The organism is Pantoea sp. FN0305 (assembly GCF_050113845.1).
Lineage (GTDB): Bacteria > Pseudomonadota > Gammaproteobacteria > Enterobacterales > Enterobacteriaceae > Mixta > Mixta alhagi.
In genome coordinates, this window is record NZ_JBNJSN010000003.1 from 121,535 (window position 1) to 144,179 (window position 22,645).

19 protein-coding genes are annotated in these 22,645 nt (G+C 53.8%); 10 read left to right on the forward strand and 9 right to left on the reverse strand.

The genetic code is table 11. The features are described 5' to 3' along the window. Positions 1-15: 15 nt before the first annotated feature. Positions 16-801 (forward strand): indole-3-glycerol phosphate synthase TrpC, encoded by a 786-nt coding sequence (trpC, locus tag ACQE3Y_RS07615; protein WP_426981276.1) that lies wholly within the window; start codon positions 16-18, stop codon positions 799-801. Between the two features lie 3 nt (positions 802-804). Here the strand turns inward: trpC and tusA are convergent, their stop codons facing one another. Then, positions 805-1,053, reverse strand: a complete 249-nt coding sequence (gene tusA / locus ACQE3Y_RS07620; RefSeq protein ID WP_085068686.1) for a sulfurtransferase TusA — start codon at positions 1,051-1,053, stop codon at positions 805-807. A gap of 296 nt (positions 1,054-1,349) precedes the next feature. Between tusA and ACQE3Y_RS07625 the strand changes: the two genes are divergently transcribed. Next, complete coding sequence (locus ACQE3Y_RS07625; RefSeq protein ID WP_426973990.1) at positions 1,350-2,015, forward strand: 7-cyano-7-deazaguanine/7-aminomethyl-7-deazaguanine transporter; 666 nt, start codon at positions 1,350-1,352, stop codon at positions 2,013-2,015. Between the two features lie 122 nt (positions 2,016-2,137). Beyond that, positions 2,138-2,692, forward strand: coding sequence for a DcrB family lipoprotein (locus ACQE3Y_RS07630; protein ID WP_426981278.1), 555 nt, complete (start codon positions 2,138-2,140; stop codon positions 2,690-2,692). Between the two features lie 88 nt (positions 2,693-2,780). Here ACQE3Y_RS07630 and iolE read toward each other — a convergent pair whose 3' ends face one another. The 4 genes from iolE to iolD form a co-directional block, all read right to left on the reverse strand. Continuing rightward, positions 2,781-3,677, reverse strand: a complete 897-nt coding sequence (gene iolE / locus ACQE3Y_RS07635) for a myo-inosose-2 dehydratase (protein ID WP_426981280.1) — start codon at positions 3,675-3,677, stop codon at positions 2,781-2,783. 69 nt (positions 3,678-3,746) lie between these two features. Next, positions 3,747-4,631, reverse strand: coding sequence for a sugar phosphate isomerase/epimerase family protein (locus tag ACQE3Y_RS07640; RefSeq protein WP_426981282.1), 885 nt, complete (start codon positions 4,629-4,631; stop codon positions 3,747-3,749). 68 nt (positions 4,632-4,699) lie between these two features. Beyond that, positions 4,700-5,716 (reverse strand): Gfo/Idh/MocA family protein, encoded by a 1,017-nt coding sequence (locus tag ACQE3Y_RS07645; RefSeq protein WP_426973988.1) that lies wholly within the window; start codon positions 5,714-5,716, stop codon positions 4,700-4,702. A 102-nt stretch (positions 5,717-5,818) separates the two neighbouring features. Beyond that, entirely contained in the window at positions 5,819-7,759 is a 1,941-nt protein-coding gene (gene iolD / locus ACQE3Y_RS07650; RefSeq protein ID WP_426981284.1) for a 3D-(3,5/4)-trihydroxycyclohexane-1,2-dione acylhydrolase (decyclizing), read from the reverse strand. Positions 7,760-8,312: 553 nt separating this feature from the next. Between iolD and ACQE3Y_RS07655 the strand changes: the two genes are divergently transcribed. Both ACQE3Y_RS07655 and ACQE3Y_RS07660 read left to right on the forward strand, forming a co-directional pair. Further along, on the forward strand, positions 8,313-10,241 hold the full coding sequence (locus ACQE3Y_RS07655; protein WP_426981286.1) for a bifunctional 5-dehydro-2-deoxygluconokinase/5-dehydro-2-deoxyphosphogluconate aldolase: 1,929 nt from the start codon (positions 8,313-8,315) through the stop codon (positions 10,239-10,241). A 251-nt stretch (positions 10,242-10,492) separates the two neighbouring features. Then, complete coding sequence (locus ACQE3Y_RS07660; protein ID WP_250651464.1) at positions 10,493-11,332, forward strand: MurR/RpiR family transcriptional regulator; 840 nt, start codon at positions 10,493-10,495, stop codon at positions 11,330-11,332. Between the two features lie 231 nt (positions 11,333-11,563). On the opposite strand, the gene iolB is transcribed toward ACQE3Y_RS07660, so the two are convergent. Together iolB and ACQE3Y_RS07670 are read right to left on the reverse strand one after the other, a co-directional pair. Next, positions 11,564-12,385 carry a 5-deoxy-glucuronate isomerase gene (iolB, locus tag ACQE3Y_RS07665; protein WP_426981288.1) on the reverse strand — a complete coding sequence of 274 codons (822 nt, stop codon included), beginning with the start codon at positions 12,383-12,385 and terminating at the stop codon, positions 11,564-11,566. A gap of 21 nt (positions 12,386-12,406) precedes the next feature. After that, positions 12,407-13,912 (reverse strand): CoA-acylating methylmalonate-semialdehyde dehydrogenase, encoded by a 1,506-nt coding sequence (locus ACQE3Y_RS07670; protein WP_426981290.1) that lies wholly within the window; start codon positions 13,910-13,912, stop codon positions 12,407-12,409. Positions 13,913-14,333: 421 nt separating this feature from the next. On the opposite strand from ACQE3Y_RS07670, the gene ACQE3Y_RS07675 reads away from it, so the two are divergent. Further along, entirely contained in the window at positions 14,334-15,149 is an 816-nt protein-coding gene (locus ACQE3Y_RS07675; RefSeq protein ID WP_426981292.1) for a TIM barrel protein, read from the forward strand. 95 nt (positions 15,150-15,244) lie between these two features. On the opposite strand, the gene ACQE3Y_RS07680 is transcribed toward ACQE3Y_RS07675, so the two are convergent. After that, positions 15,245-16,444: an MFS transporter gene (locus ACQE3Y_RS07680; RefSeq protein ID WP_426981294.1), complete on the reverse strand. Its 1,200-nt coding sequence runs from the start codon at positions 16,442-16,444 to the stop codon at positions 15,245-15,247. A 131-nt stretch (positions 16,445-16,575) separates the two neighbouring features. Here ACQE3Y_RS07680 and ACQE3Y_RS07685 point away from each other — a divergent pair, with 131 nt between their 5' ends. After that, positions 16,576-17,625, forward strand: a complete 1,050-nt coding sequence (locus ACQE3Y_RS07685) for an AI-2E family transporter (RefSeq protein WP_426973981.1) — start codon at positions 16,576-16,578, stop codon at positions 17,623-17,625. Here the strand turns inward: ACQE3Y_RS07685 and ACQE3Y_RS07690 are convergent. Further along, complete coding sequence (locus ACQE3Y_RS07690) at positions 17,622-18,305, reverse strand: FadR/GntR family transcriptional regulator (protein WP_426973980.1); 684 nt, start codon at positions 18,303-18,305, stop codon at positions 17,622-17,624. The two genes, ACQE3Y_RS07685 and ACQE3Y_RS07690, sit on opposite strands and share 4 nt — an antisense overlap. A 229-nt stretch (positions 18,306-18,534) precedes the next feature. Here ACQE3Y_RS07690 and uxuA point away from each other — a divergent pair, with 229 nt between their 5' ends. The 3 genes from uxuA to ACQE3Y_RS07705 all read left to right on the forward strand — a co-directional run bounded on the left by uxuA (position 18,535) and on the right by ACQE3Y_RS07705 (position 22,639). After that, positions 18,535-19,719, forward strand: coding sequence for a mannonate dehydratase (gene uxuA, locus ACQE3Y_RS07695; protein WP_426973979.1), 1,185 nt, complete (start codon positions 18,535-18,537; stop codon positions 19,717-19,719). Between the two features lie 410 nt (positions 19,720-20,129). Next, positions 20,130-21,635 (forward strand): glycine betaine/L-proline transporter ProP, encoded by a 1,506-nt coding sequence (proP, locus tag ACQE3Y_RS07700; RefSeq protein ID WP_426973978.1) that lies wholly within the window; start codon positions 20,130-20,132, stop codon positions 21,633-21,635. A 173-nt stretch (positions 21,636-21,808) separates the two neighbouring features. Beyond that, complete coding sequence (locus tag ACQE3Y_RS07705) at positions 21,809-22,639, forward strand: MBL fold metallo-hydrolase (protein ID WP_426981296.1); 831 nt, start codon at positions 21,809-21,811, stop codon at positions 22,637-22,639. Positions 22,640-22,645 lie beyond the last annotated feature (6 nt).

The following is a 22,645-nucleotide window of genomic DNA, read 5'->3' on the forward strand; positions in this document are numbered from 1 at the left end:
TTAAGGAAGCGCCTCATGTCTGACATTTTAAATAAAATCCTGGCGGTGAAGCGTGAGGAGATCGACGCGGCAAAGCGTGTTTCCTCGCTTAGCACGCTGCGCGATCGCGCCCGTGCGCAGACTCAGCGTGATTTTATCGCTGCGCTGCGTCAGCATAACCAGCAGGGCAAGCCGGGCATCATCGCCGAGGTAAAAAAAGCCAGTCCGTCGAAAGGGCTAATCCGTGCGGATTTTAATCCCGCCGGGATTGCTGAAAGCTATCAGCAGGGCGGCGCGGCCTGTCTCTCCGTGTTAACCGACGTGCAGTTTTTTCAGGGCAGCGAAGACTATTTACAGCAGGCGCGCGCGGCGTGCTCGCTGCCGGTGCTGCGTAAAGATTTTATGATTGATAGCTGGCAAGTTGAAGAAGCGCGAGCCATGGGCGCTGACTGCATTTTGTTAATCGTCGCTGCACTGGAAGATAGCCAGATGCAGGAGCTGGAAGCGCACGCGCATCAGTTGGGCATGGCGGTGCTGGTTGAAGTACATGATGGTCATGAGCTGGAGCGGGCGCTAAACCTGACCACGCCGTTGATTGGCATTAACAACCGCAATCTGCGCAGTTTTGAAACCTCCATTGATACCACGCTTGGCCTGCTGTCGCAGCTGCCAGCGGATCGTCTGGTTGTCACTGAGTCGGGCATTGGCACGGTCCAGGATGTTCAGCGGCTACGTCAGGCGGGCGTCAATAACTTCCTGGTTGGCGAAGCCTTTATGCGCGCCGCTGAACCGGGCGCGGAGCTGGCGAAGCTGTTTTTCTGACCGTCAGGAAAGGCCCTTACGCAGCAGATAGCGATAGGGCTTTTCATCCGTTTCCTGCGCCACCAGCGTATGCTCCATAAAGCGACAGAAGCCAGGAATGTCACGGGTTGTCGCCGGATCGTCAGCAATAATCAGCAGCGTTTCTCCATCCTGCATATGACGCACGGTTTTGCGCACCATCATTACCGGTTCCGGGCAGCGTAGCCCAAGCGCATCCAGGGTTTGATCTGGGTTATCGAAGCGATCGCTCATAATTGTCTCAATAGCGGAAGTCTGTTGTGCCCTATTCTACCCCCGGCATTCTGTTGCGCAAGCGATCGGCTAAAGGTGAACGTTTGCGTTAAAATTAACCATTGCAATGCGGAAACAACGCGGTAAGATGCCGCCGCTCTCCTGTATCGACAGGCAGGCAACATCGTCAGCGTACAGGTAACCAGGACTTTTGGAAGCCTGTACATAAAGTAACGCGTTCCGCTGCGTCAGCAGCAAAAATGCGATTACGCTGATTTAACAATGGGTTCCCTCACCCCAACGTAAAAAGGTAAATTATGATCTCCTTTACACCGCGCCAGCGGAAGCATGCGCTTGTCTGGCTTTCCCTGTTTCATATTCTGGTTATCTCCTCCAGTAATTATCTGGTACAGCTGCCTATTTCTGTTTTTGGCTTCCATACAACCTGGGGCGCTTTCAGCTTCCCATTTATCTTTCTGGCTACCGATCTGACCGTGCGTATTTTTGGCGCACCGCTGGCACGCCGCATTATTTTATCGGTCATGGTTCCGGCGCTGTTTATCTCCTATGCCATCTCTGCACTGTTTTATAACGGGAGCTGGCAGGGAGTAAGCGCGCTGCATGAGGTAAACCTGTTTGTTGCGCGTATCGCCTGCGCCAGCTTTATGGCCTATGCGCTGGGACAGGTTCTGGACGTTCATGTTTTTAACCGACTGCGTCAGCTTCCCCAGTGGTGGATTGCACCCGCCTGTGCCATGTTTTTAGGCAATATCAGCGATACCATCGCCTTTTTCTTTATCGCTTTTTACAAAAGTACCGATGCTTTTATGGCTAAGCACTGGGTGGAAATCGCGCTGGTGGATTACAGCTTTAAAGTTCTAATCTGCATGGTTTTCTTTTTGCCAGCCTATGGCGTACTGCTTAACGCGGCGCTTAAGCGCATGGCGGAACGCTCACAACGCGCACAATACAATTTCGGCTAAGCGGCAATAGCCAGCTGGCGTCAGCGCGTCTAAGATCGTGACATACGATTGGTTGCTTTTACGCGCTGATTCGGTTTGTATTAAGCTTTGTATTGCCAGGCAAATAAATAAAAGGGAACCTGATGCGTCAACTTACGAAATATCTTGGAATAGGTTTACTGGTAGTGGGCCTTGCCGCTTGCGACCAGCAGGATAAGGCCACGGCAGACGATAATGGTGCCAGCGCCAGCACCGCAGCACAGACGGTATCGTTAATGGATGGCAAGCTGAGCTTTAATCTGCCTGCGGGAATGTCGGATAAAAGCGGCAAGCTGGGCACTCAGGCTAATAATATGCACGTTTATGCTGATGAAAGCGGTCAGCGTGCCATTATCGTGATTGAAGGCGACGCAACAAATGAAGGGCTGGACGTTCTGGCTCAGCGTCTGGAACAGCAGCAGCGCAACCGCGATCCACAGCTTCAGGTGGTAACCAACAAGGCGATTAACCTGAAAGGTGAAGCGGCACAGCAGCTGGACACGGTGATTTCCGCCAATAATCAAACCGCATGGTCCTCGGTGGTATTAGCGAAGAGCGAAGGCAAACTCCTGACGCTGCAAATTACCCTACCGGCTGGCAATCAGCAGCAGGCGCAGACCCAGGCTGAAAACATTATCAACACTATTACGTTGAAATAAGCCGCGCCAAAAGTTGAGATAAAAACGCCGCCAGATAATGGCGGCGTTTTTATATCACGCAAACCAGGCGTGAGGCCTGCTCGCTAAGTTAAATTCCTGCTGTCTCACGAATATATTTGCGGGCTTTTACCGCATATTCAAAAGGATTGGCCAACGCAGGATCTTGCTCCGCCTCCACCACCATCCAGCCGCAGTAGCCCGCGTCATCCAGCAGCTTAAATACCGGTTTAAAATCAATCACGCCGTCGCCGGGCACGGTAAAGGTGCCGCGCTTAACGCCATCCAGGAAAGAGAGCTGTTGCTTACGCACTTCTGCCACCACCTCATCACGCACATCCTTCAGGTGTACATGATTGATGCGTGACAGATGTTTTTCCAGCACCGCCAGCATCGCCTGCTCACTATTTTCTGAGTAGTAAAGATGACCAGTATCGTACAGCAGATAGACATCATCATTCGTTAACGCCAGGAAGCGGTCGATTTCAGCCGGCGTTTGAATGCCGGTGCCCATATGATGATGCAGGCAAACCTGCATTCCCTTCTCAGCGGCGATTTTCGCCAGCTCGTTATACCCTTCTGCGGTTAAGCGCCACTCTTCATCAGTAAACACCGGCTTATGCTCGAACACCGCCAGCGAAGTACCCTGAATGCTTTTACTTTGCTCAGAGCAGCCGATAACTTTCGCGCCCATCGCATGCAGAAAGTTCATATGATTGATGAACTCATCGATGGTTTTCACCTTTTCGCCATTGGCGAAAAAAGTGCTGAACCAGGCGTTACAGATCTCAATGCCACGGATCTCCAGCATGGGTTTCAACACTGCCGGATCGCGTGGATATTTGCTGCCGACTTCACTGCCGCTAAAGCCAGCCAGCGCCATTTCACTTACGGTCTGCTGAAAGGTATTCTCTTTCCCCAGCTCTGGCATATCGTCATTGGTCCAGCCAATCGGCGCAATCGCCAGCTTTACGTTATCTTTGTTCATGATGCATTCTCGATTCGGTACGGCGGCCTTTAGCCGTCATGCGGTCAGGCTCCAACGGAGCTAACCACCCTATTTGCCCAGCAGTTCGCGCTCTATCAGTTCGCGCGTTTCCACCGCCTGATACTTCATCTTTTCCGGGTAACCAAACAGCGCCGGGGTAATAATCGACTCGCCGCCCACTTTCCAGCTGCGGCTGGCAAAGTCCATTTCACGCAGCGTTTTAAACAGCGCGGTGAAATCCACCTCGCCTTCACCCACGCCAACGTGCTGATGCACTGCGGCATCAACGCCCGGCGGGTTGACGATATAACGGCAGTGTTTGGTGTGATTCATGGTATCGGCAATCAGTACGTGTGAGAGATCGTCGCCCACGTACTCCAGCATGCTTTTTACATCGCCTTTGCCGTTGTCATAGAAAAAGGTGTGCGGCACGCTGTAGACATACTTAACGTTCTCGCTGCGGAATGACTTAACGATGTCGGCGGTTTCATTGTTGCGCTCGCAGAAATCCCACGGATGTGACTGAATTTCAAGGCGGATCCCTTCGTGCTCTACGATCGGCAGCAGCTCTTCCATTGAGCGATAGAACATCTCTTCGCAAATCTCCGGCTCGTTCGGATTACCGGACAGCTCGGTATTGATAACCTGTACGCCCATCTCAACCGCAATTTCAATCATGCGTTTCCAGTTTTTAACTGCCGCCTGGCGACGCAGCTCATCAGGGCCTGACCAGCGATAAACCACGATAAACGAGGAGATCTCCACGCCGGTGGCTTTCAGCGCGTTTTTGTACTCCGTCATAATTTCCCGGCTGGCCTTCGGGTGCTTATAAAAAGGGTTAATCTGCGGATGCGGCGACTGCTCAATATACTTGTAACCCCAGTCAGCCACCTGATGAACCATCTTTGTGATGCCTAAATCTCTAATGACATCCACATCGAAAGCGATCTTCATAACCTTCTCCCTGATTGCTCAGTGCATGATGCACGCGCTTCTCGCCAGGGCAGGAAGCGCGCGGGAAATTAAGCCTTATCGTAAAATGCCGGGCGTGGCGGCAGCTCAACGGGCTCGATAGCGCCGCTGTTCTGTGCCTTCAGACAGGCATCGGCAGCCACGGAAGCGGCATAACCATCCCAGGCGGATGGTCCGGTCAGGGAGCCGCTACTGACATCATTAATAAATGCCTGCAGCTCTACGTCATAGGCATCGATAAAGCGATCTTTCCAGTCGGTAAGAATGGAGGTGGAAAGTTGGGCGCTTTTACGCATCTGTACGGCAGAGGGTTCCGGCAGTTTGGCTATGCCCTCTTCGCCGACCACTTCGCACTGGATATCATAGCCGTAGGCGCAGTTAACAAAGATTTCTACGTCGATGCGGATGCCCTTCTGCGTTTCAAACAGCACGATCTGCGGATCTTTCAGACGAGCATGTGTTTTTGACGTCACGCGCGGGAAAACCACCTGCACGGTTTTATAGTCATCATTGGTCAGCCAGCGTAGCACATCCAGTTCGTGAATCAGCGTGCTGGTGATTGCCATATCGGTGGTATAACTTTCCGGCACCGTTGGATTACGGTGCGCGCAATGCAGCATCAGCGGCTCGCCGATCTCACCGTCAGTAATCACTTTTTTCAGCGCCCGATAACCCACATCGTAAGGACGCATAAAACCAACCTGTACCAGACGTTTGCCGAATTTCATTTCGGCATCAACGATGCGACGGCAGCCTTCGGCGGTCATCGCCAGCGGTTTTTCACAGAAAACCGGCTTACCGGCGGCAATAGCAGCCAGGGTAAATTCCTCATGCGTAGGATCCCAGGACGTCACCAGCACCGCGTCCACATCAGGCGAGTTCACCACGTCATGACCATTGGCGTACACTTCCGCCTGCAGGCCAAGTCGCGTCAGTGCCGCCTTCGCGCTTTCAAGATTAATATCAGAGACCGCCACTACGGTGGCGCCCTGCAACACTTTGCTGCAGCGACGAATATGTTCCTGGCCGATTGCGCCGGTGCCGATAACGCCAAGTTTCAGAGTCATGATGTCTCCAGAATTCAGGGTAGGCGCGAACCCGCCAGGCAGGCTGGCAAGATTCGCTGTCAGGGTAGATGTCAGATAGTTAAGGGCTAAATTTTTTAATAGTCAGTATTTACGTGCCTGCTCGACATGCTCGTTCAGCATCTTAGCCACGGCATCAATGCGCTCGGAGGTGGAAACCTGCGCGCCGCCGACATGCCACCAGCTGAAATACTTATGCACCATGGTTTTGGGCAAAACTTTCACGTCAATCAGGGTTGATACGGTTTCTTTACGCGCCGCTTCCAGGGCATGGCTTAGCTCTTCCAGCGTGGTCACACGCCATGTTTTACAGCCGTAACCGGCAGCGATGGCGGCGAAATCAACCGGGATAAAGCCGCCGTCCAGCTTGCCGCTTTTGTTATCACGAAAGCGAAACTCGGTGGTAAAGCTGTCCATGCCGTGTTCCAGCTGAAGGTTGTTGATACAGCCGTTGGTCATATTGTCGAACAGCACGACATTGATTTTGGCTTTCTCCTGAATCGAGGTCACCAGCTCGGAATGCAGCATCATAAAAGAGCCATCGCCCACCAGCGCATAGACTTCGCGTTGGGGTTCAGCCAGCTTGACGCCGAGCGCGGCGTTAATCTCATAGCCCATGCAGGAGTAGCCATACTCAACGTGATAGCCGTTCGGCGCTTTGGTGCGCCAGACCCGTTGCAGATCGCCCGGCAGGCTGCCAGCCGCCGCGACGATAACTGCATCCTCCGGCAGCTGCTCGTTCAGGGTACCCAGCACGCCGCTCTGAGTCAGAAAGGAGCCGGTCAGGCGATTAAACTCGGCGAACAGCGCTTCGCGATCGATGCTGTCATCAATTTCCGGCACAAAATTCTCTTCGCTGTAAGCCACCTGATAAACGCGCTGCGTTTCCTTGAGCAGCTTGCTTTGCGCCTGTTCGATTTTAGCGCCCCATTCGCTGCTAAAACCTTGCGCGCTCAAACGTTCATTCAGTGCGGCCAAAGCTTCACGCGCATCGGCAACCACCTGCACGCCATCCAGTTTGTAAGCGTCGAAATTGCTGATGTTGATATTGAGGAAGCTGACATCGGGGTGCTGGAATATCCATTTTGATGCGGTAGTGAAATCGGTGTAACGCGTCCCGACGCCAATCACCAGATCGGCCTCTTTCGCCAGCAGGTTAGCGGCCAGGCAGCCGGTTTCGCCAACGCCGCCTACGTTCAGCGGATGATCGGAAACTAACGTGCCTTTGCCCGCCTGCGTTTCCGCGAAAGGAATGTGATGCTGTTCAGCAAACTGACGTAGCGCCTCGCCAGCGCCGGAGTATTTCACGCCGCCGCCGCAGACAATCAGTGGCTTACGCTTGCGTGCCAGCAGCGCTAATGCGTCCTGTAACTGCGCTTCAGTAGCGGGACGGCGATCTAACCGATGCACACGCTTTTGAAAGAAATAATCAGGGTAGTCCCAGGCTTCGCCCTGCACATCCTGCGGCAGCGAAAGCGTCACCGCGCCGGTTTCCGCCGGATCGGTTAATACGCGCATGGCATTGATGCAGGCGGTCATCAGTTGTTCAGGACGGCTCACGCGATCCCAATATTTACTGACGGCACGAAACGCATCGTTGGTGCTCAGGCTCAGGTCGTGGCTCTGTTCAATTTGCTGTAGCACCGGATCGGGCTGGCGCGTAGCGAACACATCGCCAGGCAGCAGCAGCAAGGGAATGCGGTTAGCCGTGGCGGTTGCGGCGGCGGTAATCATATTGGCTGCGCCGGGACCCACGGAGGAGGTGCAGGCGATGATTTCACGACGCAGTTTCTGTTTGGCGTAGCCAGTAGCGGCATGCGCCATCCCCTGCTCGTTGCGGCCCTGATGCACTATCAGATCGCCACTATCCTGTTCTAACGCCTGGCCAAGACCCAGCACGTTACCGTGGCCGAAAATGGCGAAGATGCCCTTAACGAACTTAGTTTCAACCCCGTCAACGCTCAGGTACTGATTATCAAGAAATTTCACCAGCGCCTGTGCCGTGGTTAATCTGATCTTGCCCATTTGCTTATCCTTTACCCGTGGAGTAACCGTTAACAGGGTGCGCCGTAATTCGCCTGTGCTGGCGACCAAACGCTAATCGCCCGACGGCTGATTAGTGAAACGTGAGGCGATTATAAACAAATATTTTTTTCATAAAATACGATTACAGAAGAAACATTTCATTTTGCGAGTGAGATCAAATTATGGGTTCAGCCAGCCCGCAAAGCGGCTTCGGTACAGCGAGAAGTGAAACAACAGCAGAACAGTGCGTAAAAAATAAATATTCCATTTCATTTACTGTGTGTTGTTAACTGCTTCAATATCTGTGCTAAAGCAAGAGAACATCGGCTTTTCATCGTAACTAATCACCGCTTTCAGGGCAGCAGAAACGCCAGAAGATTTTTACCCGCTTCACAGTTTTGGGTTGATAATTTCATTTTATATTGTTTTTGAAATATTTATTTCCCATACTGCCAACACAGTTGATCCGGTGCGATCGGATTATCGGGATTTCCCGTAAGATCTCTGGAGACGCTCGACAGTGACTGCTTATCACAAAAGGAAATCACAAGGTATGAGTACACAACAGAAGCGGCTTGATGTGATTTGCATTGGCCGTATTGCCGTTGACCTCTACGGTCAGCAAATCGGTGCGCGTCTGGAAGATACCAGCACCTTTGCCAAATATCTCGGCGGCTCCTCTGGCAATGTCGCTTACGGCACCGCCATTCAGGGCCTGAAATCAGCGATGCTGGCGCGCGTCGGCGATGAGCACAATGGCCGTTTCCTGCGTGAAGAGTTGCAGCGCGTAGGCGTCGATACCGAATTTTTGATTACCGATAAAAGTCGTTTAACCGGCCTGGTGATATTGGGAATTAAAGATCAGGATACTTTCCCGTTAATTTTCTACCGCGATAACTGTGCGGATATGGGCCTGACGCCGCAGGATATTGATGAAGACTATATTGCTTCCGCCCGGGCGGTTGCCGTAACCGGCACCCACCTTTCTCATCCCGACACACGCGCGGCAGTATTAAAAGCGCTGGAGATTGCGCGGCGGCACGGATTACGTACGGCGCTGGATATTGACTATCGTCCGGTGCTGTGGGGACTGACATCGCTGGGCGATGGCGAAACCCGTTTTATCGAATCAGGGCGCGTGACTCAGCAGCTACAGAAAGTGCTGCACTATTTCGATTTGATCGTTGGAACAGAAGAAGAGTTTCATATCGCCGGCGGCAGCACCGATACGCTGACGGCATTGAAAGCGGTACGTCAGGCCAGTAAAGCGACGCTGGTATGCAAGCGCGGCCCGTTAGGCTGCGTTGTTTTTGAAGGCGATATTCCGGACAGCTGGGATCACACCACGCTACAGAGCGGCGTGCGCGTGGAAGTGTTAAACGTGCTGGGCGCGGGCGACGCCTTTATGTCGGGTCTGCTGCGCGGCTGGCTAAACGACGAAGGCTGGCAGCAGGCCTGTCGCTATGCCAACGCCTGCGGCGCGCTGGTGGTATCGCGTCACGGCTGCGCGCCGGCAATGCCAACCAAAGCGGAGCTGGATGATTATCTCAGCCGCGATAGCGAAGTAAAACGCCCCGATCGCGACGTGCGGCTTAACCATTTTCATCGGGTGACCACCCGCAAGCAGAACTGGCAGGAGCTTTGCGTGTTTGCGTTCGACCATCGCAAACAGCTGTTTGATATGGCCCAGGAGGCGGGTGCCGAACCAGCACGTATTCCGCAGCTAAAAATGCTGTTGTTGCAGGCAGCTGAAGCGGCGGCCAGCGAGGCCGGTTTAGAAAATCACAGCGGTATTCTGGCCGATACCACATATGGTCAGCAGGCGTTAAATGCCATCACCGGCAAAGGCTGGTGGATCGGGCGCCCTATTGAAATGCCCGGATCGCGTCCGCTGCGTCTTGAGCATGGCAACATCGGCTCACAACTGATCGACTGGCCGCAGGAGCATGTGGTGAAGTGCCTGGTCTTTTACCATCCGCACGATAAGGCCGAGCTGCGTGAACAGCAGGATGCACTGATTCGCGACGTCTGGCGCAGCTGCAATAAATCGGGCCACGAACTGCTGCTGGAAGTGATCCTGCCGGAGGATAACCCGGATCGTCAGGAATCTTACTATCTTGATATTGTTCAACATTTTTACCGGCTTGGCGTACAGCCTGACTGGTGGAAGCTGCCGCCGCTGTCGCTGCAAAGCTGGCAGGCACTTGGCTCCATCATTGAGCAGCACGATCCCTGGTGTCGGGGCATTCTGCTGTTAGGGCTGGATGCGCCGGAAGATAAGCTTAAAGCGGGATTCCGCGACGCGGCGCAGGCTCCATGGGTGAAAGGCTTTGCCGTAGGGCGGACCATTTTCGGTCAGCCGTCGCGCCAGTGGCTGCAGGGCGAACTGAACGACGAACAGCTGATTGAACAGGTAAAAAACAACTATCTGACGCTCATCGGCTACTGGCGTGAGGCACGGCCGGTACGCCAGGCCAGCTAATATCCAGAGCCATCACGCCGCTGATATCATACCTGTCGGCGGCGTGATTTTTTTTAACCGCAATCGCGCTGAATTGCCTGCTTTTCTGCTTTCTTATCGCTCTACGGCACGCGATTTAGCACCACTTTTTGTGAGGTGATTCATGTTGCGATGAAATAAAGTCTGCTAATCCGTGATTCAAATGAAATTTTCCATTCGTCTGGTAGAATATTGCTCAGCAAAATGCCCATCATTTTTAGCAGGCCGAAGTAATGACAACTAATCCTACCCAGCTTTCCCTGTTACAGGACGACATTCGTCGTCGTTACGATACGCTCAGCAAGCGCCTGAAACAGGTTGCACGTTATATCCTTGATAACAGCAATAGTATTGCTTTTGACACTGTCGCCTCTATTGCTCAGCAGGCTGACGTACCGCCTTCTACGCTGATTCGCTTTTCGAATGCTTTTGGCTTCAGCGGCTTTAACGAAATGAAGCAGGTTTTTCGCCAGCATTTAATGGAGGAAACGGTTAACTATACCGAGCGTGCGCGTCTGTTTCGGCAAACGGCTACCGACGAGGCTGCTGCCTCGCCTGAAAATCCGGCGGAGATCCTGAATGTGTTCACCATGGTGAACTCTCAGGCTTTACAGCAGTTAGCGATGCAGACCAACCCTGAGCAGCTTAATAAAGCGGTGGAGATGCTTAATAATGCTGAAAATATCTATGTCATTGGCCTGCGCCGCTCTTTTAGCGTGGCGTCTTATCTGACTTACGCCCTGCGCCATCTGGAGCGTCGCGCTTTCCTTATCGATGGTTTAGGCGGCATGTTCACTGAGCAGCTCAGCCTGGTGAATCCCAAAGATGTGGTTATTGCCATCAGCTATTCGCCTTACGCCCGTGAAGGGGTGGAACTGGTGGAGATGGGCGCCCGACGTGGCGCGCAGCAAATTGCCATTACCGATAGCCAGGTAAGCCCGCTGGCTGCCTTCAGCGATGTCTGTTTTGTGGTGCGCGAAGCGCAGGTGGATGGTTTCCGTTCTCAGGTCGCCTCTTTATGTCTGGCACAGACGCTGGCGGTATCGCTGGCGCTGCACAATGCCAAAGAGTAGTTCTGGCTTACCCCTTCTGACAGTTATCAAGCAGCCCGTGCGGGGCTGCTTCTGACGATTGCGGCTACCGGTGACCAGGCTGCAGTTTCTGACTACGGAGTGGTGCCCTGATGAGTTCCTGGCTTAAGTCACGAGGCGTTCAGACAGCAGAGTACAGCCGCGCAAGCACCTTACTTTGCCAGAAAAAAAGGCAGCCTTTCCGGCTGCCCTGATACGCTTTACCGTGCAGGTTTATTTCTCTTTAGCAGGATAATCGTCGCTGTTAACCCAGGCGTGATCCTTCTCCCAGGTAAATTTCCACTTCCGTACCGGCCCGGCCATGACGTTCAGATAATAGTTATCGTAACCGGCAAGCGTGGCGACTGGATGGTAACCGCGCGGCACCGTAACCACATCGCGGTTATAGGGCGCCATACATTCGTCCAGCGAGCGATCGTCGGTATAAACGCGCTGCATGGCGAAGCCCTGCTCTGGTTGGAAACGATGATAGTAGGTCTCTTCCAGATAGGTTTCATCCGGTGAGTCCTCCCGATCATGCTTGTGGCTGGGATAAGAGCTGGTATCGCCCTCATCGGTATACACCTCTACCACCAGCAGACTATCGGCAGGCTTATCATCTGGCAGGATATTATGCACCAGCCGCTTGTTGCGCCCTTTACCACGATGCTCAACGCCCACATCCTGTGGCGCAATCAGCCGTGCGGGTAAATCGCCCTGCCCCGGCGCGCTGCATACGGCCAGCTCCAGATCGGAATCAGCCACTACCTCAACACGATCGTGATGCGGCACATAAACAGAGTAAGGGGGCGTGCGCACGAAAGGCGACTGCCGTTTGCCAATATCGGGAAACTCTGCATGTTGCGTTTTCACCGACGCCAGCCCCGCAACCAGCACCAGGCACAGCTCTTTCTCCCCGCTTTCCAGCGTCAGGGTTTGCCCTTTTTTCAGCAGATAGACATCAAAGCCAACAAAGCGCCAGCCAGCGCTTTCTGGCGTAATGTGTTGAATACGCCCGTTGGCATCAGGCTGCTGACATTTAGCAAGTAACGACATTCGCTTCTCCTTGTAAACCCGTTAGCCCAGCGTTGGCATACTGAATTCAGATACTGTTTGCTGGCCGCTCGGCCAGCGTGCCGTTGCCGTTTTCATCCGCGTATAGAAACGCACGCCGTCCGGGCCATGAACATTCAGCGCACCAAATACCGAACGCTTCCAGCCGCCAAAGCTGTGGAAGGCCATCGGCACCGGCACCGGAACGTTGACACCGACCATACCCGCCTCTACGTTTTGTACAAAATCACGCGCGGTATGCCCATTGCTGGTAAAGATGGCGCTGCCATTGCCAAACTCGTGGCTGTTTACCAGCGCCAGCGCGCTCTGGTAATCAGGCGCGCGCATAATGCCCAGCACCGGTCCGAAAATCTCTTCGCGCCAGATAACCATATCTGTCGTGACGTTGTCGAACAGGGTGCCGCCAACATAGTAGCCTTCTGCATGGCCCGGCACCTGAAAATTTCGGCCGTCCACTACCAGCGCCGCCCCTTCCGCTACGCCTTTATCGATATAGCCCAGTACCTTCTTCTGATGAACGGCAGACACCACCGGCCCCATTTCATTTTCTTCGCTGCCTTTATGCATGCCCGGCCCTACGCGCAGCGCTTTTATCAGCGGCGTAAGGCGCGCAATTAGCTTATCGGCGGTATCGTCGCCCACTGCCACCACGACCGGCAGCGCCATGCAGCGTTCACCCGCCGAGCCGAAAGCGCCGCCCATGATGGCATTAACGGTGGCGTCCAGATCGGCATCCGGCATCACAATGGCATGATTTTTGGCCGCGCCGAATGCCTGCACACGCTTGCCATAAGCGCTGGCGGTTTTATAAATATGTTCCGCTACGCCCGACGAGCCGACAAAACTCACCGCCTGAACGCGGCTATCGGTATACAGCTGTGCGGCATCTTCATTAGAACAGTGTACGACGTTGAACACGCCATCCGGCAGGCCAGCTTCGCTCAACAGCTCAGCCATGCGCACGGCAGCAGAAGGATCAAGCGCCGGCGGCTTCAATACAAAAGTATTGCCGCAGGCCAGCGCGATCGGGAACATCCACATCGGCACCATCGCCGGGAAGTTAAACGGCGTAATGCCCGCCACCACGCCCAACGGCTGCATCAGCGAGTAGCTGTCAACGCCGGTGCCGACGTTCGGTGAATATTCCCCTTTAATCAGGTGCGGAATGCCGCAGGCGAACTCCACCACCTCCATGCCGCGCGTCAGCTCGCCCAGCGCATCCGACCATACTTTGCCGTGCTCGCTAACAATCAGCTCTGCCAGTTCGTCGCGGTGCTTTTCCAGCAAGGTTTTAAAATTAAACATAACGCGCGCGCGGCGCAGCGGGGAGGTATTAGACCACTCCGGGAAAGCGTTATGCGCCACTTCTATCGCCTGTGCGACCTCATCCGCCGTGCTCTGCGTGAGTTCGCGCACCACTTTACCGGTAGCAGGATCGTAAACCGGAATAGTTTCATTGCTGGCGCTATAGGTGATTTTGCCGCCAATAAAGTTTCCAACGATATTCATGTGCATGCCTCTTGATATGGTGGTTCCCGCCGAACGGCCCGTTGCGCTTCGCCATCGGTAAGCGGGGTTTAGCCTGTTTCCGTGCATTGACCCTATTATATTGAAATAAATTTTTCAAATAGTTCAGATTGGAAAATTAATTTTTAGCGGGATGGATCGCATTTTTTTCGTAACATCACAACGCCGTTTCAGCCGCTAAGGGCCACATTAGCGCTATTCTCCGGCGCTTTACCGCACAGCTTAGGGCAGCCCCGCACGCGCTTTCCCCCGGTTCCTGTTGATGGAAAATGAAATTTTTGCGAAGCAGATCCAAAAATTATCATTTCACTATTCCATCAATTTGAAATAAATGTTCTCTTTAGGCCAACCGCCCGGCACGTCATCACGTCGGCTTTTACTTAACGTTTTGCAGGAGCACATCATGGCCATCGATCCCACCCGTTTCTGTATCAACCGCAAAATCGCACCCAATCTCAGTATTGAATCGTTCTTCAAACTGGTTCAGCGGCTTGGCCTGAATAATGTGGAATTGCGCAATGACATGCCCAGCGGCAAAGTGACCGATAACCTAAGCCATCAGCAGGTGAAAAACCTGGCGCAGCAGTACGGCATGGAAATTGTGACCATCAATGCGCTTTATCCCTTTAACCGTATGGATGAAGCGCTGCTGGCGCAGGCGGAAGGGTTATTGAAAGAGGCGCAGGCAATTGGCGCTGGCGCGCTGGTGCTCTGCCCGTTAAACGACGGACAGCCGATCGCCGCAGAAAAAACCATCGCCGCGCTGCAAAAGCTCGCGCCGCTATTTGAGCAGTATGGTGTGAAAGGGCTGGTAGAGCCTCTGGGCTTCCCGCAAAGCTCACTGCGATCTGCCGTTCAGGCACAGGCGCTCATCCGCGATGCGCAGGTGCCCTTTAACGTGCTGATCGATACGTTCCACCACCATTTATATGAGCAGGCTGAACAAGAGTTTGCTTCCGGTATTGATATTGATCGCATCGGGCTGGTGCACCTCTCCGGCGTAGAAGATGCGCGTCCAACCGCAGAACTGACCGATGAAGAACGTATTATGCTCAGCAACGGCGACGTGCTGAACAGCGTTGCGCAGGTGCAACGCCTTGAGCAGATGGGCTATCGCGGCATTTACGCCTTTGAACCTTTCTCCTCAGACCTGGCGAACTGGAGCGAGGCGGATATCGAACGTGAAATCCGCCAAAGTATTGAACTGTTGCAGGCTTGATGCCGGTACGGTTCTGAAGAAGTTATCTGTTATTTGTGTCTTTGCTGTTTCTTGCCTCCTCTGGGGGCCTTTTTTATCCCTTCTCTGCAGGCGAATCAGATCGTTTCAGCATTGCGGTTTCGCATGCGCCACGTCAGCAACAGCGCCAGACACACCAGCAGCGCGCTCAGCAGATAAATAACCGGTACCCCTGCATAGCTCATGATAAAACCGGCGACCGGCCCGGTAATACCCAGCGACAGATCCATAAACGCGGTGAAGGTAGCCAGCGCGCTGCCCTGGTTTTGCTGCGGCACCGCCTTCACCGCCGCTACGCCCAGCGCCGGGAACACCAGCGAAAAGCCTGCGCCGGTCAGCAAGGCGCCAAGATTAGCCAGCCACGGAGAAAAAGAGAGCCAGACAATAAACAGTCCCAGCGCCTCCACACCAAAACAGACAATCGCCACCCGCAATCCGCCGTAGCGGTTGATACTGTTGGGAAACAGCAGGCGAGTGCCGACAAACGCCAGGCTGAACAAGGTTAACGAGAAAGCTGCGCCAGGCCAGCCTTTCGCCTGATAAAACAGCGTAATAAAGGTGGCGATAACGCCAAAACCCGCTGAGGCCATCGCCAGCAGCAGGCCGAACGGCCAGATTTTCCCCAGCACCGCGCGAAACGGCAGCGGCTTGCCTTTACTGCCGTTTACCGACGGTCGCGGCAACGCCAGCACTATGGCGATAATAACGATCAGCATGATCACCACCGCCAGCAGCAAAATACCGCCCAGATGGTAAATCAGCGCTCCCAGCGGCGCCCCCAGCGCCATCGCGCCGTAGGTGCAGATACCATTCCAGGATATTACCCGTCCAATATGCAGCGATCCCACTACGCTAACGCCCCATAAGGTAGAGCCAGTGCCGGCAAAGCTTTGCCCAATCCCCAGCGCCAGCCGTCCAATACAGAGTAACGTCAGGCTAATCAATGGCCAGGCAGCGCTCAGGGCTGCCAGCGCATAACAAATACCGCTAAGCAGACAGCCGAACAGGCCAAAAATCACTACTTTTTTCGGACCCCATAAATCGGCATAACGGCCAGCGTGAGGACGGCTGAGCAGCGTAGAAAGATATTGCAGGCTAATCACCAGTCCCGCCCAAAAAGCGCTATAGCCCATAACGTCATGAACGTAGCCGGGTAATACCGCCAGCGGTAGTCCGATGGTGAGATAGCTGGCAAAGTTGAAAACAACTATTGAAAGAATGCGCTGATTCAGACGAAATGCGCTGGGGGAAGCTTCCGTCTCAGGCTGTCCAGACATAATATTTAACTCGTTACGGGTAAGCATCACTGGCTAAATTTTTACTATACGCAGGTTAGTGACAATAATCAGTTCGTTAGCAATTGTTAGCAGCTACAATTATCGTGGTGAAATTATTTACAGGGAACACTATGCTCGTACCGCAGCAGGAAAAAATGGGACAAAATATGTTGCTTAAAATGGCAACGCTGGTGGTTATTCTGGCAGGGATCCGTGCTGCATCAGATATTATCGTTCCTTTTCTACTGGCAATTTTCCTGGCGATTATCCTGAATCCGCTGGTGAACATGCTCATGCGCCGTGGCCTACGCCGTAGCCTGGCGATTACGCTGGTCATGGTCGTGGTGCTAATGGTGATTTTGATGTTGGTCGCCATGCTGGCCAGCTCGGTCAATGAGTTTTCCCTGGTTTACCCGCAAATACGCACCATTCTTGAACAGAAGCTGACCGTGCTTCAGCATTATGCCGGACGGCTAAGGATCCCCGTTTCGTCGACCGCGCTGGCGGAACAGCTCGATCCCAACGCCATTATGAATGTGGCGACAACGGTGTTACGCCAGTTTTCCGGGGCGATGAGCAATTTTGTCCTGCTGATCATGACCGTTATTTTTATGCTGTTTGAAGTGCGCCATCTGCCCTATAAGCTGCGCAATGCGCTGGCTAATCCGCAGATTCGCATTGCCGGGCTGCATAAAGCGCTGAAAGGCGTAACCCACTATCTGGCGTTAAAAACGCTGATCAGCCTGATTACCGGCATCGCCGTCTGGATATCACTGCTGCTGCTGGATGTGAAATTTGCCTTGTTCTGGGGCGTGGTCGCCTTTGTGCTGAACTTTATTCCCAATATCGGGCCGATTATCGCCGGGGTTCCGCCTTTCATCCAGGCGCTGGTGCTGAACGATTTCTATGATGCACTACTGGTGGCGGCGCTGTTCAGCGCCATTCACATGGTCTTTGGCAATATGCTGGAGCCGCGCGTGATGGGCCGTGGCCTGGGTTTATCGACGCTGGTGGTGTTTTTGTCATTGATTTTTTGGGGCTGGCTGCTTGGTCCGGTAGGAATGCTGCTGTCGGTGCCGCTGACCAGCGTCTGTAAAATTTTGATGGAAACAACGCCCGGCGGCAGCAAGCTGGCTATTTTATTGGGCAATGGACGTCCGCAGGTGAAGCGCAACCGCTAACCCTCAAACAGATGATCATAGACGCGTTGCAAATGCAGCGCCATGCTGTCGCGGGCAAGCTGTGGATTCTGTTGCACAATGGCGGCCGCGATCATTTGATGGTCATGGTTTAACGCCTGAGGGAAATCCCGGTCGGCAAAATGATTTTCCAGCCTGACAAAACGCTGGCTTTTACGCCGGTTCCACAGCTGCTCCATCATCTCCCGCAGCACATCATTCCCGGTCATTTCGCTGATCAACAGGTGAAAGCGCTTATCCTCACGCAAAAATTCATCATCATTAACTCTGTATTGCGCCAGCTGATGCGCAACCTCAAGCAGCTCCCGTCGCTGCTCTGCCGTACCGTGACGCGCCGCCAGTTCAGCGGTCATCGCCTCGAACGCCTGACGCGCTTTAATCAGATCGCGCAGGCTAAAGGTATCTTCGGGTTCTGCTGGTTTTACCGGCAGCGGATTAACCACCAGCACGCCGTTACCGCTACGGATCTCTACCCAGCCGGTGACTTCCAGCGCAATAAGCGCTTCACGCACTGAAGAACGACTGACGTTAAGCTGTCTGGCCAGCTCACGCTCCGGCGGCAACAACGTGCCAGGGGCAAACTCGCCGCGTGCGATCGCCGTGCTTATCAGGCTGGATATTTGCCGATAAAGCCGCTCGGTTTTGATGGCGGGTAATGTCATAAAATGCCCTCTTCCGGTTAACGTAGCTTAAACGCACTCATAAGGCGTTATTGTTGCCGCGCCCACTATTTTATCGGGCGCTGCGCCTGATAATGGGACACCTATCACTCTTTCAGGCAAAAAACTCTCCTATTCTGGCCCAGCGGCCTGACCAATGGCCTCTTACCTCTACCGGCAGGCCCGCTGCTTTGGGCCGTCGAACCATGAAAAATCGCATACAGGAGAGCTTATGGAACACACCTGGCGCTGGTATGGCCCTAACGACCCCGTTACGCTGGATGATGCGCGCCAGGCGGGCGCTACCGGCATCGTTACCGCTCTGCATCATATTCCGAACGGTGAAATATGGACCATTGATGAAATCAAAGCGCGACAGGCGCAGCTGGCGGAAAAGGGGCTTTACTGGTCAGTGGTGGAAAGCGTTCCGGTCCATGAGGCGATTAAAACCCAGCGCGGCGACTGGCAACGTTATATTGCCAACTATCAGCAGTCGCTGCGCAATCTGGCCGCCTGTGGCATCGATACCGTTTGCTATAACTTTATGCCGGTGCTTGACTGGACGCGTACCGATCTGGGCTGGCAGTTACCTAACGGCGCGCGCGCCCTGCGCTTTGACGCCATCGCTTTTGCCGCTTTTGAACTGCATATTCTCCGGCGTCCCGGCGCACAGGAAACCTACAGCGAAGAAGAGCAGCGTCAGGCAGCCGATTACTATGCCGCCATGACGCCGGAAGCGATCGCCACGCTGACACGCAACATTATCGCTGGTCTGCCTGGTGCAGAAGAAGGCTATACGCTGGAACAGTTTCAGGCGCAGCTGTCGCAATATGATGGCATCGATAAAGCGCGCCTGCGTGAACATATGGCAACGTTCCTGCGCGCTATCGTACCGGTGGCGGAGGAGTCAGGAATGATGCTGGCGGTACACCCGGACGATCCGCCGCGCCCTATCCTTGGCCTGCCGCGCATTATCTCAACCCAGGAAGATATGCAATGGTTAACCGAGACGGTGAACAGCCTGCATAACGGTTTCACCTTTTGCACCGGCTCTTACGGCGTGCGCGCCGATAACAATCTGGTACAGATGGCGAAAACCTATGCTGACCGCATCCATTTCATTCACCTGCGCGCCACACAGCGCGAAGAAAACCCCAACAGTTTTCATGAGGCGGAACATCTGGCGGGCGATGTGGATATGGTCGGCGTCATCAAGGTGATTCTGGAAGAGGAGCAGCGCCGACGTCGTGCCGGCAAAGAGCGCGCTATCCCTATGCGCCCCGATCATGGTCATCAGATGCTGGACGACCTGCATAAAAAAACCAACCCCGGCTATTCCGCTATTGGTCGCCTCAAAGGGCTGGCTGAGCTGCGTGGCGTTGAGCTGGCGCTAAAGCAGTGCTTTTTTACCGATTAATCACGCTTACGTTTCTTCAGGACTCAACTTCCCTGTCAAAGCGCCGACGTCAGGCGCTTTATTAACTCACGCCATTTTTTAATCCTGCTGACAGCGGAAAAAACGCCCCTTTCCTGCCAGGATTTAAGCAGGCCGCTGCTCCAGCAGAGTGTGCTGCCCTGACGGTAAACGGTTATTTTCTATACGCATTTAGACGCTACTTTTAGCACAGATGTAACATTTTTTGCGTTCTGGCGATATACTGTGAAATCGCAGGGTAATAGTTTCTTAAAGTTATTATCGCAGGCGATGATAAATTGAGCCGGATCTCCCGGCAGGAAAAATTTCCTCAACGCCGCGATCTGACATTTCTCACTTCGGTTTGCATCGTTGAGGAAATTAAATTAATCAGCAAACACAGGGCGAATGATATGAAACTACGTAGGAAGCGTGTAAAACCTATTGCGCTTGATGACGTTACCATCATTGATGACTCACGTTTACGCAAGGCAATTACCGCCGCATCGTTAGGCAATGCGATGGAGTGGTTCGATTTTGGGGTATATGGTTTTGTCGCCTATGCCCTGGGTAAAGTTTTTTTCCCTGGCGCCGATCCCGGCGTTCAGATGATCGCCGCACTGGCGACCTTTTCCGTTCCTTTCCTGATCCGTCCGTTGGGCGGGCTGTTCTTCGGCAGGCTTGGCGATAAGTATGGACGCCAGAAAATCCTGTCGATCACTATTATTATCATGTCGCTCAGTACTTTCTGTATCGGTTTAATCCCCTCTTACGCCTCGATTGGTATTTGGGCACCAATACTGCTGCTGCTGGCGAAAATGGCTCAGGGTTTCTCCGTTGGAGGGGAATATACCGGCGCGTCGATCTTCGTGGCGGAATACTCGCCTGACCGCAAACGCGGCTTTATGGGAAGCTGGCTCGATTTCGGCTCCATCGCCGGCTTTGTGCTGGGCGCGGGCCTGGTGGTCTTGATCTCAACCATTGTTGGCGAAGAAAACTTCCTGTCGTGGGGCTGGCGTCTGCCGTTCTTCCTGGCGCTGCCGCTGGGCATCATCGGTCTGTATCTACGTCATGCGCTGGAAGAAACGCCTGCGTTCCAACAGCATGTGGAAAAACTGGAACAGGGCGATCGTGAAGGCTTGCGCGAAGGGCCAAAAGTTTCTTTCCGCGAAATTGCCACTAAGCACTGGAAAAGTCTGCTGGCCTGCGTTGGCCTGGTAATTGCCACCAACGTGACTTATTACATGCTGCTGACTTATATGCCGAGCTATCTCTCGCATAACCTGCACTACCCGGAAGACCATGGCGTATTGATCATTATCGCTATTATGATAGGCATGCTGTTTATCCAGCCGATCATCGGCCTGCTGAGCGACCGTTTTGGCCGTCGTCCGTTTGTGATTATCGGCAGTACCGCGTTGCTGCTGCTGGCAATTCCCGCCTTTATGCTGATTAACAGTAATGTGCTGGGGCTGATTTTTGCCGGTCTGCTGATGCTGGCGATTGTGCTTAACTGCTTTACAGGCGTAATGGCCTCATCGCTGCCAGCGATGTTCCCGACACATATTCGCTACAGCGCGCTGGCCAGCGCCTTTAATATTTCGGTATTAATTGCCGGTCTGACGCCAACTGTGGCGGCCTGGTTGGTAGAGGCGTCTAACGATCTCTATATGCCGGCTTACTATCTGATGGTGATCGCGGTTATCGGTTTAATTACCGGTATTATGATGAAAGAGACCGCCAACAAACCGCTGAAGGGCGCAACCCCGGCGGCCTCGGATATTAACGAGGCGCGTGAAATCCTGCAGGAACATCACGATAATATCGAGCATAAAATCGACGATATTACCGAAGAGATCGCTAAGCTGGAGGAGAAACGTAAGAATCTGATCCAGCAGCATCCGCGCATTAACGAGTAACAAAAAGGCCCCTCGCAGAGGGGCTTTTTTTTAGGCCGCCCACTTTAGTTTTGCAGCAACGATCCCATTCACGTAGCGCCATTTCACTCTTCTGCCGCCGTTGCGCAGGTTGCCGTCTGGCTTGCTGGCCCATTAGCGCCCACACTTAGACTTTACGTGTAAGGAGGAAGACTATGCGGATACACCACCTGAGCTGTGGTTCGATGTGTCCTTTTGGCGGCGCGTTGTATGATGGCTTCAGTAAAGGATTGCATGCCCACCTGGTCTGTCACTGCCTGCTGATTGAGACCGAGCGCGACGGGCTGGTGCTGGTTGATACCGGTTTTGGCGAGCAGGATCTTCGTCACGATTCACGTATCGCCCTTTTCTTTCGGCAGTTGAATAATATTCAGCGTCGCCCCGAACTTAGCGCGTTGGCGCAGGTTCAACGTTTGGGCTTTCAGGCGCAGGATGTCCGCCATATTGTACTGACGCATCTCGATTTCGATCACGCCGGTGGGCTAACCGACTTTCCCCATGCGCGTGTTCACCTGCTGCAACAGGAGCTGGAAACCAGTCATCACCGCAACAACTGGCTACAGCGACGACGCTACCGCCCGGCTCAATGGCCCGGCAACGTCCAGTGGCAAACCTACCAGCCGCAGGGCGAAAGCTGGCAGGGATTTACCGCAGTGAAAGCGTTAAATGGCCTTCCCCCTGAAATTCTGTTCATTCCGCTGCCGGGCCATACGCCAGGGCATGCGGGCGTTGCCATTCAGCAGGATGATGGCTGGCTGCTGCACGGCGGCGATGCCTGGTTTTATCGCGGAGAAATGTATCAGCAGCAGCGCCATTGCACGCCGGGGTTGCGTTTTTATCAGTGGATGATGGCGACTGATAATGCGGCGCGGCGGGAAAATCAGCAGCGGCTACGGACGCTGTCGCTGAGCCGCGAGGAAAACATCACTCTGTTTTGCAGCCACGATGCAAAAGAGCTGGCCAGAATGCAGGCGCGCAGCCGATAAAAAAAC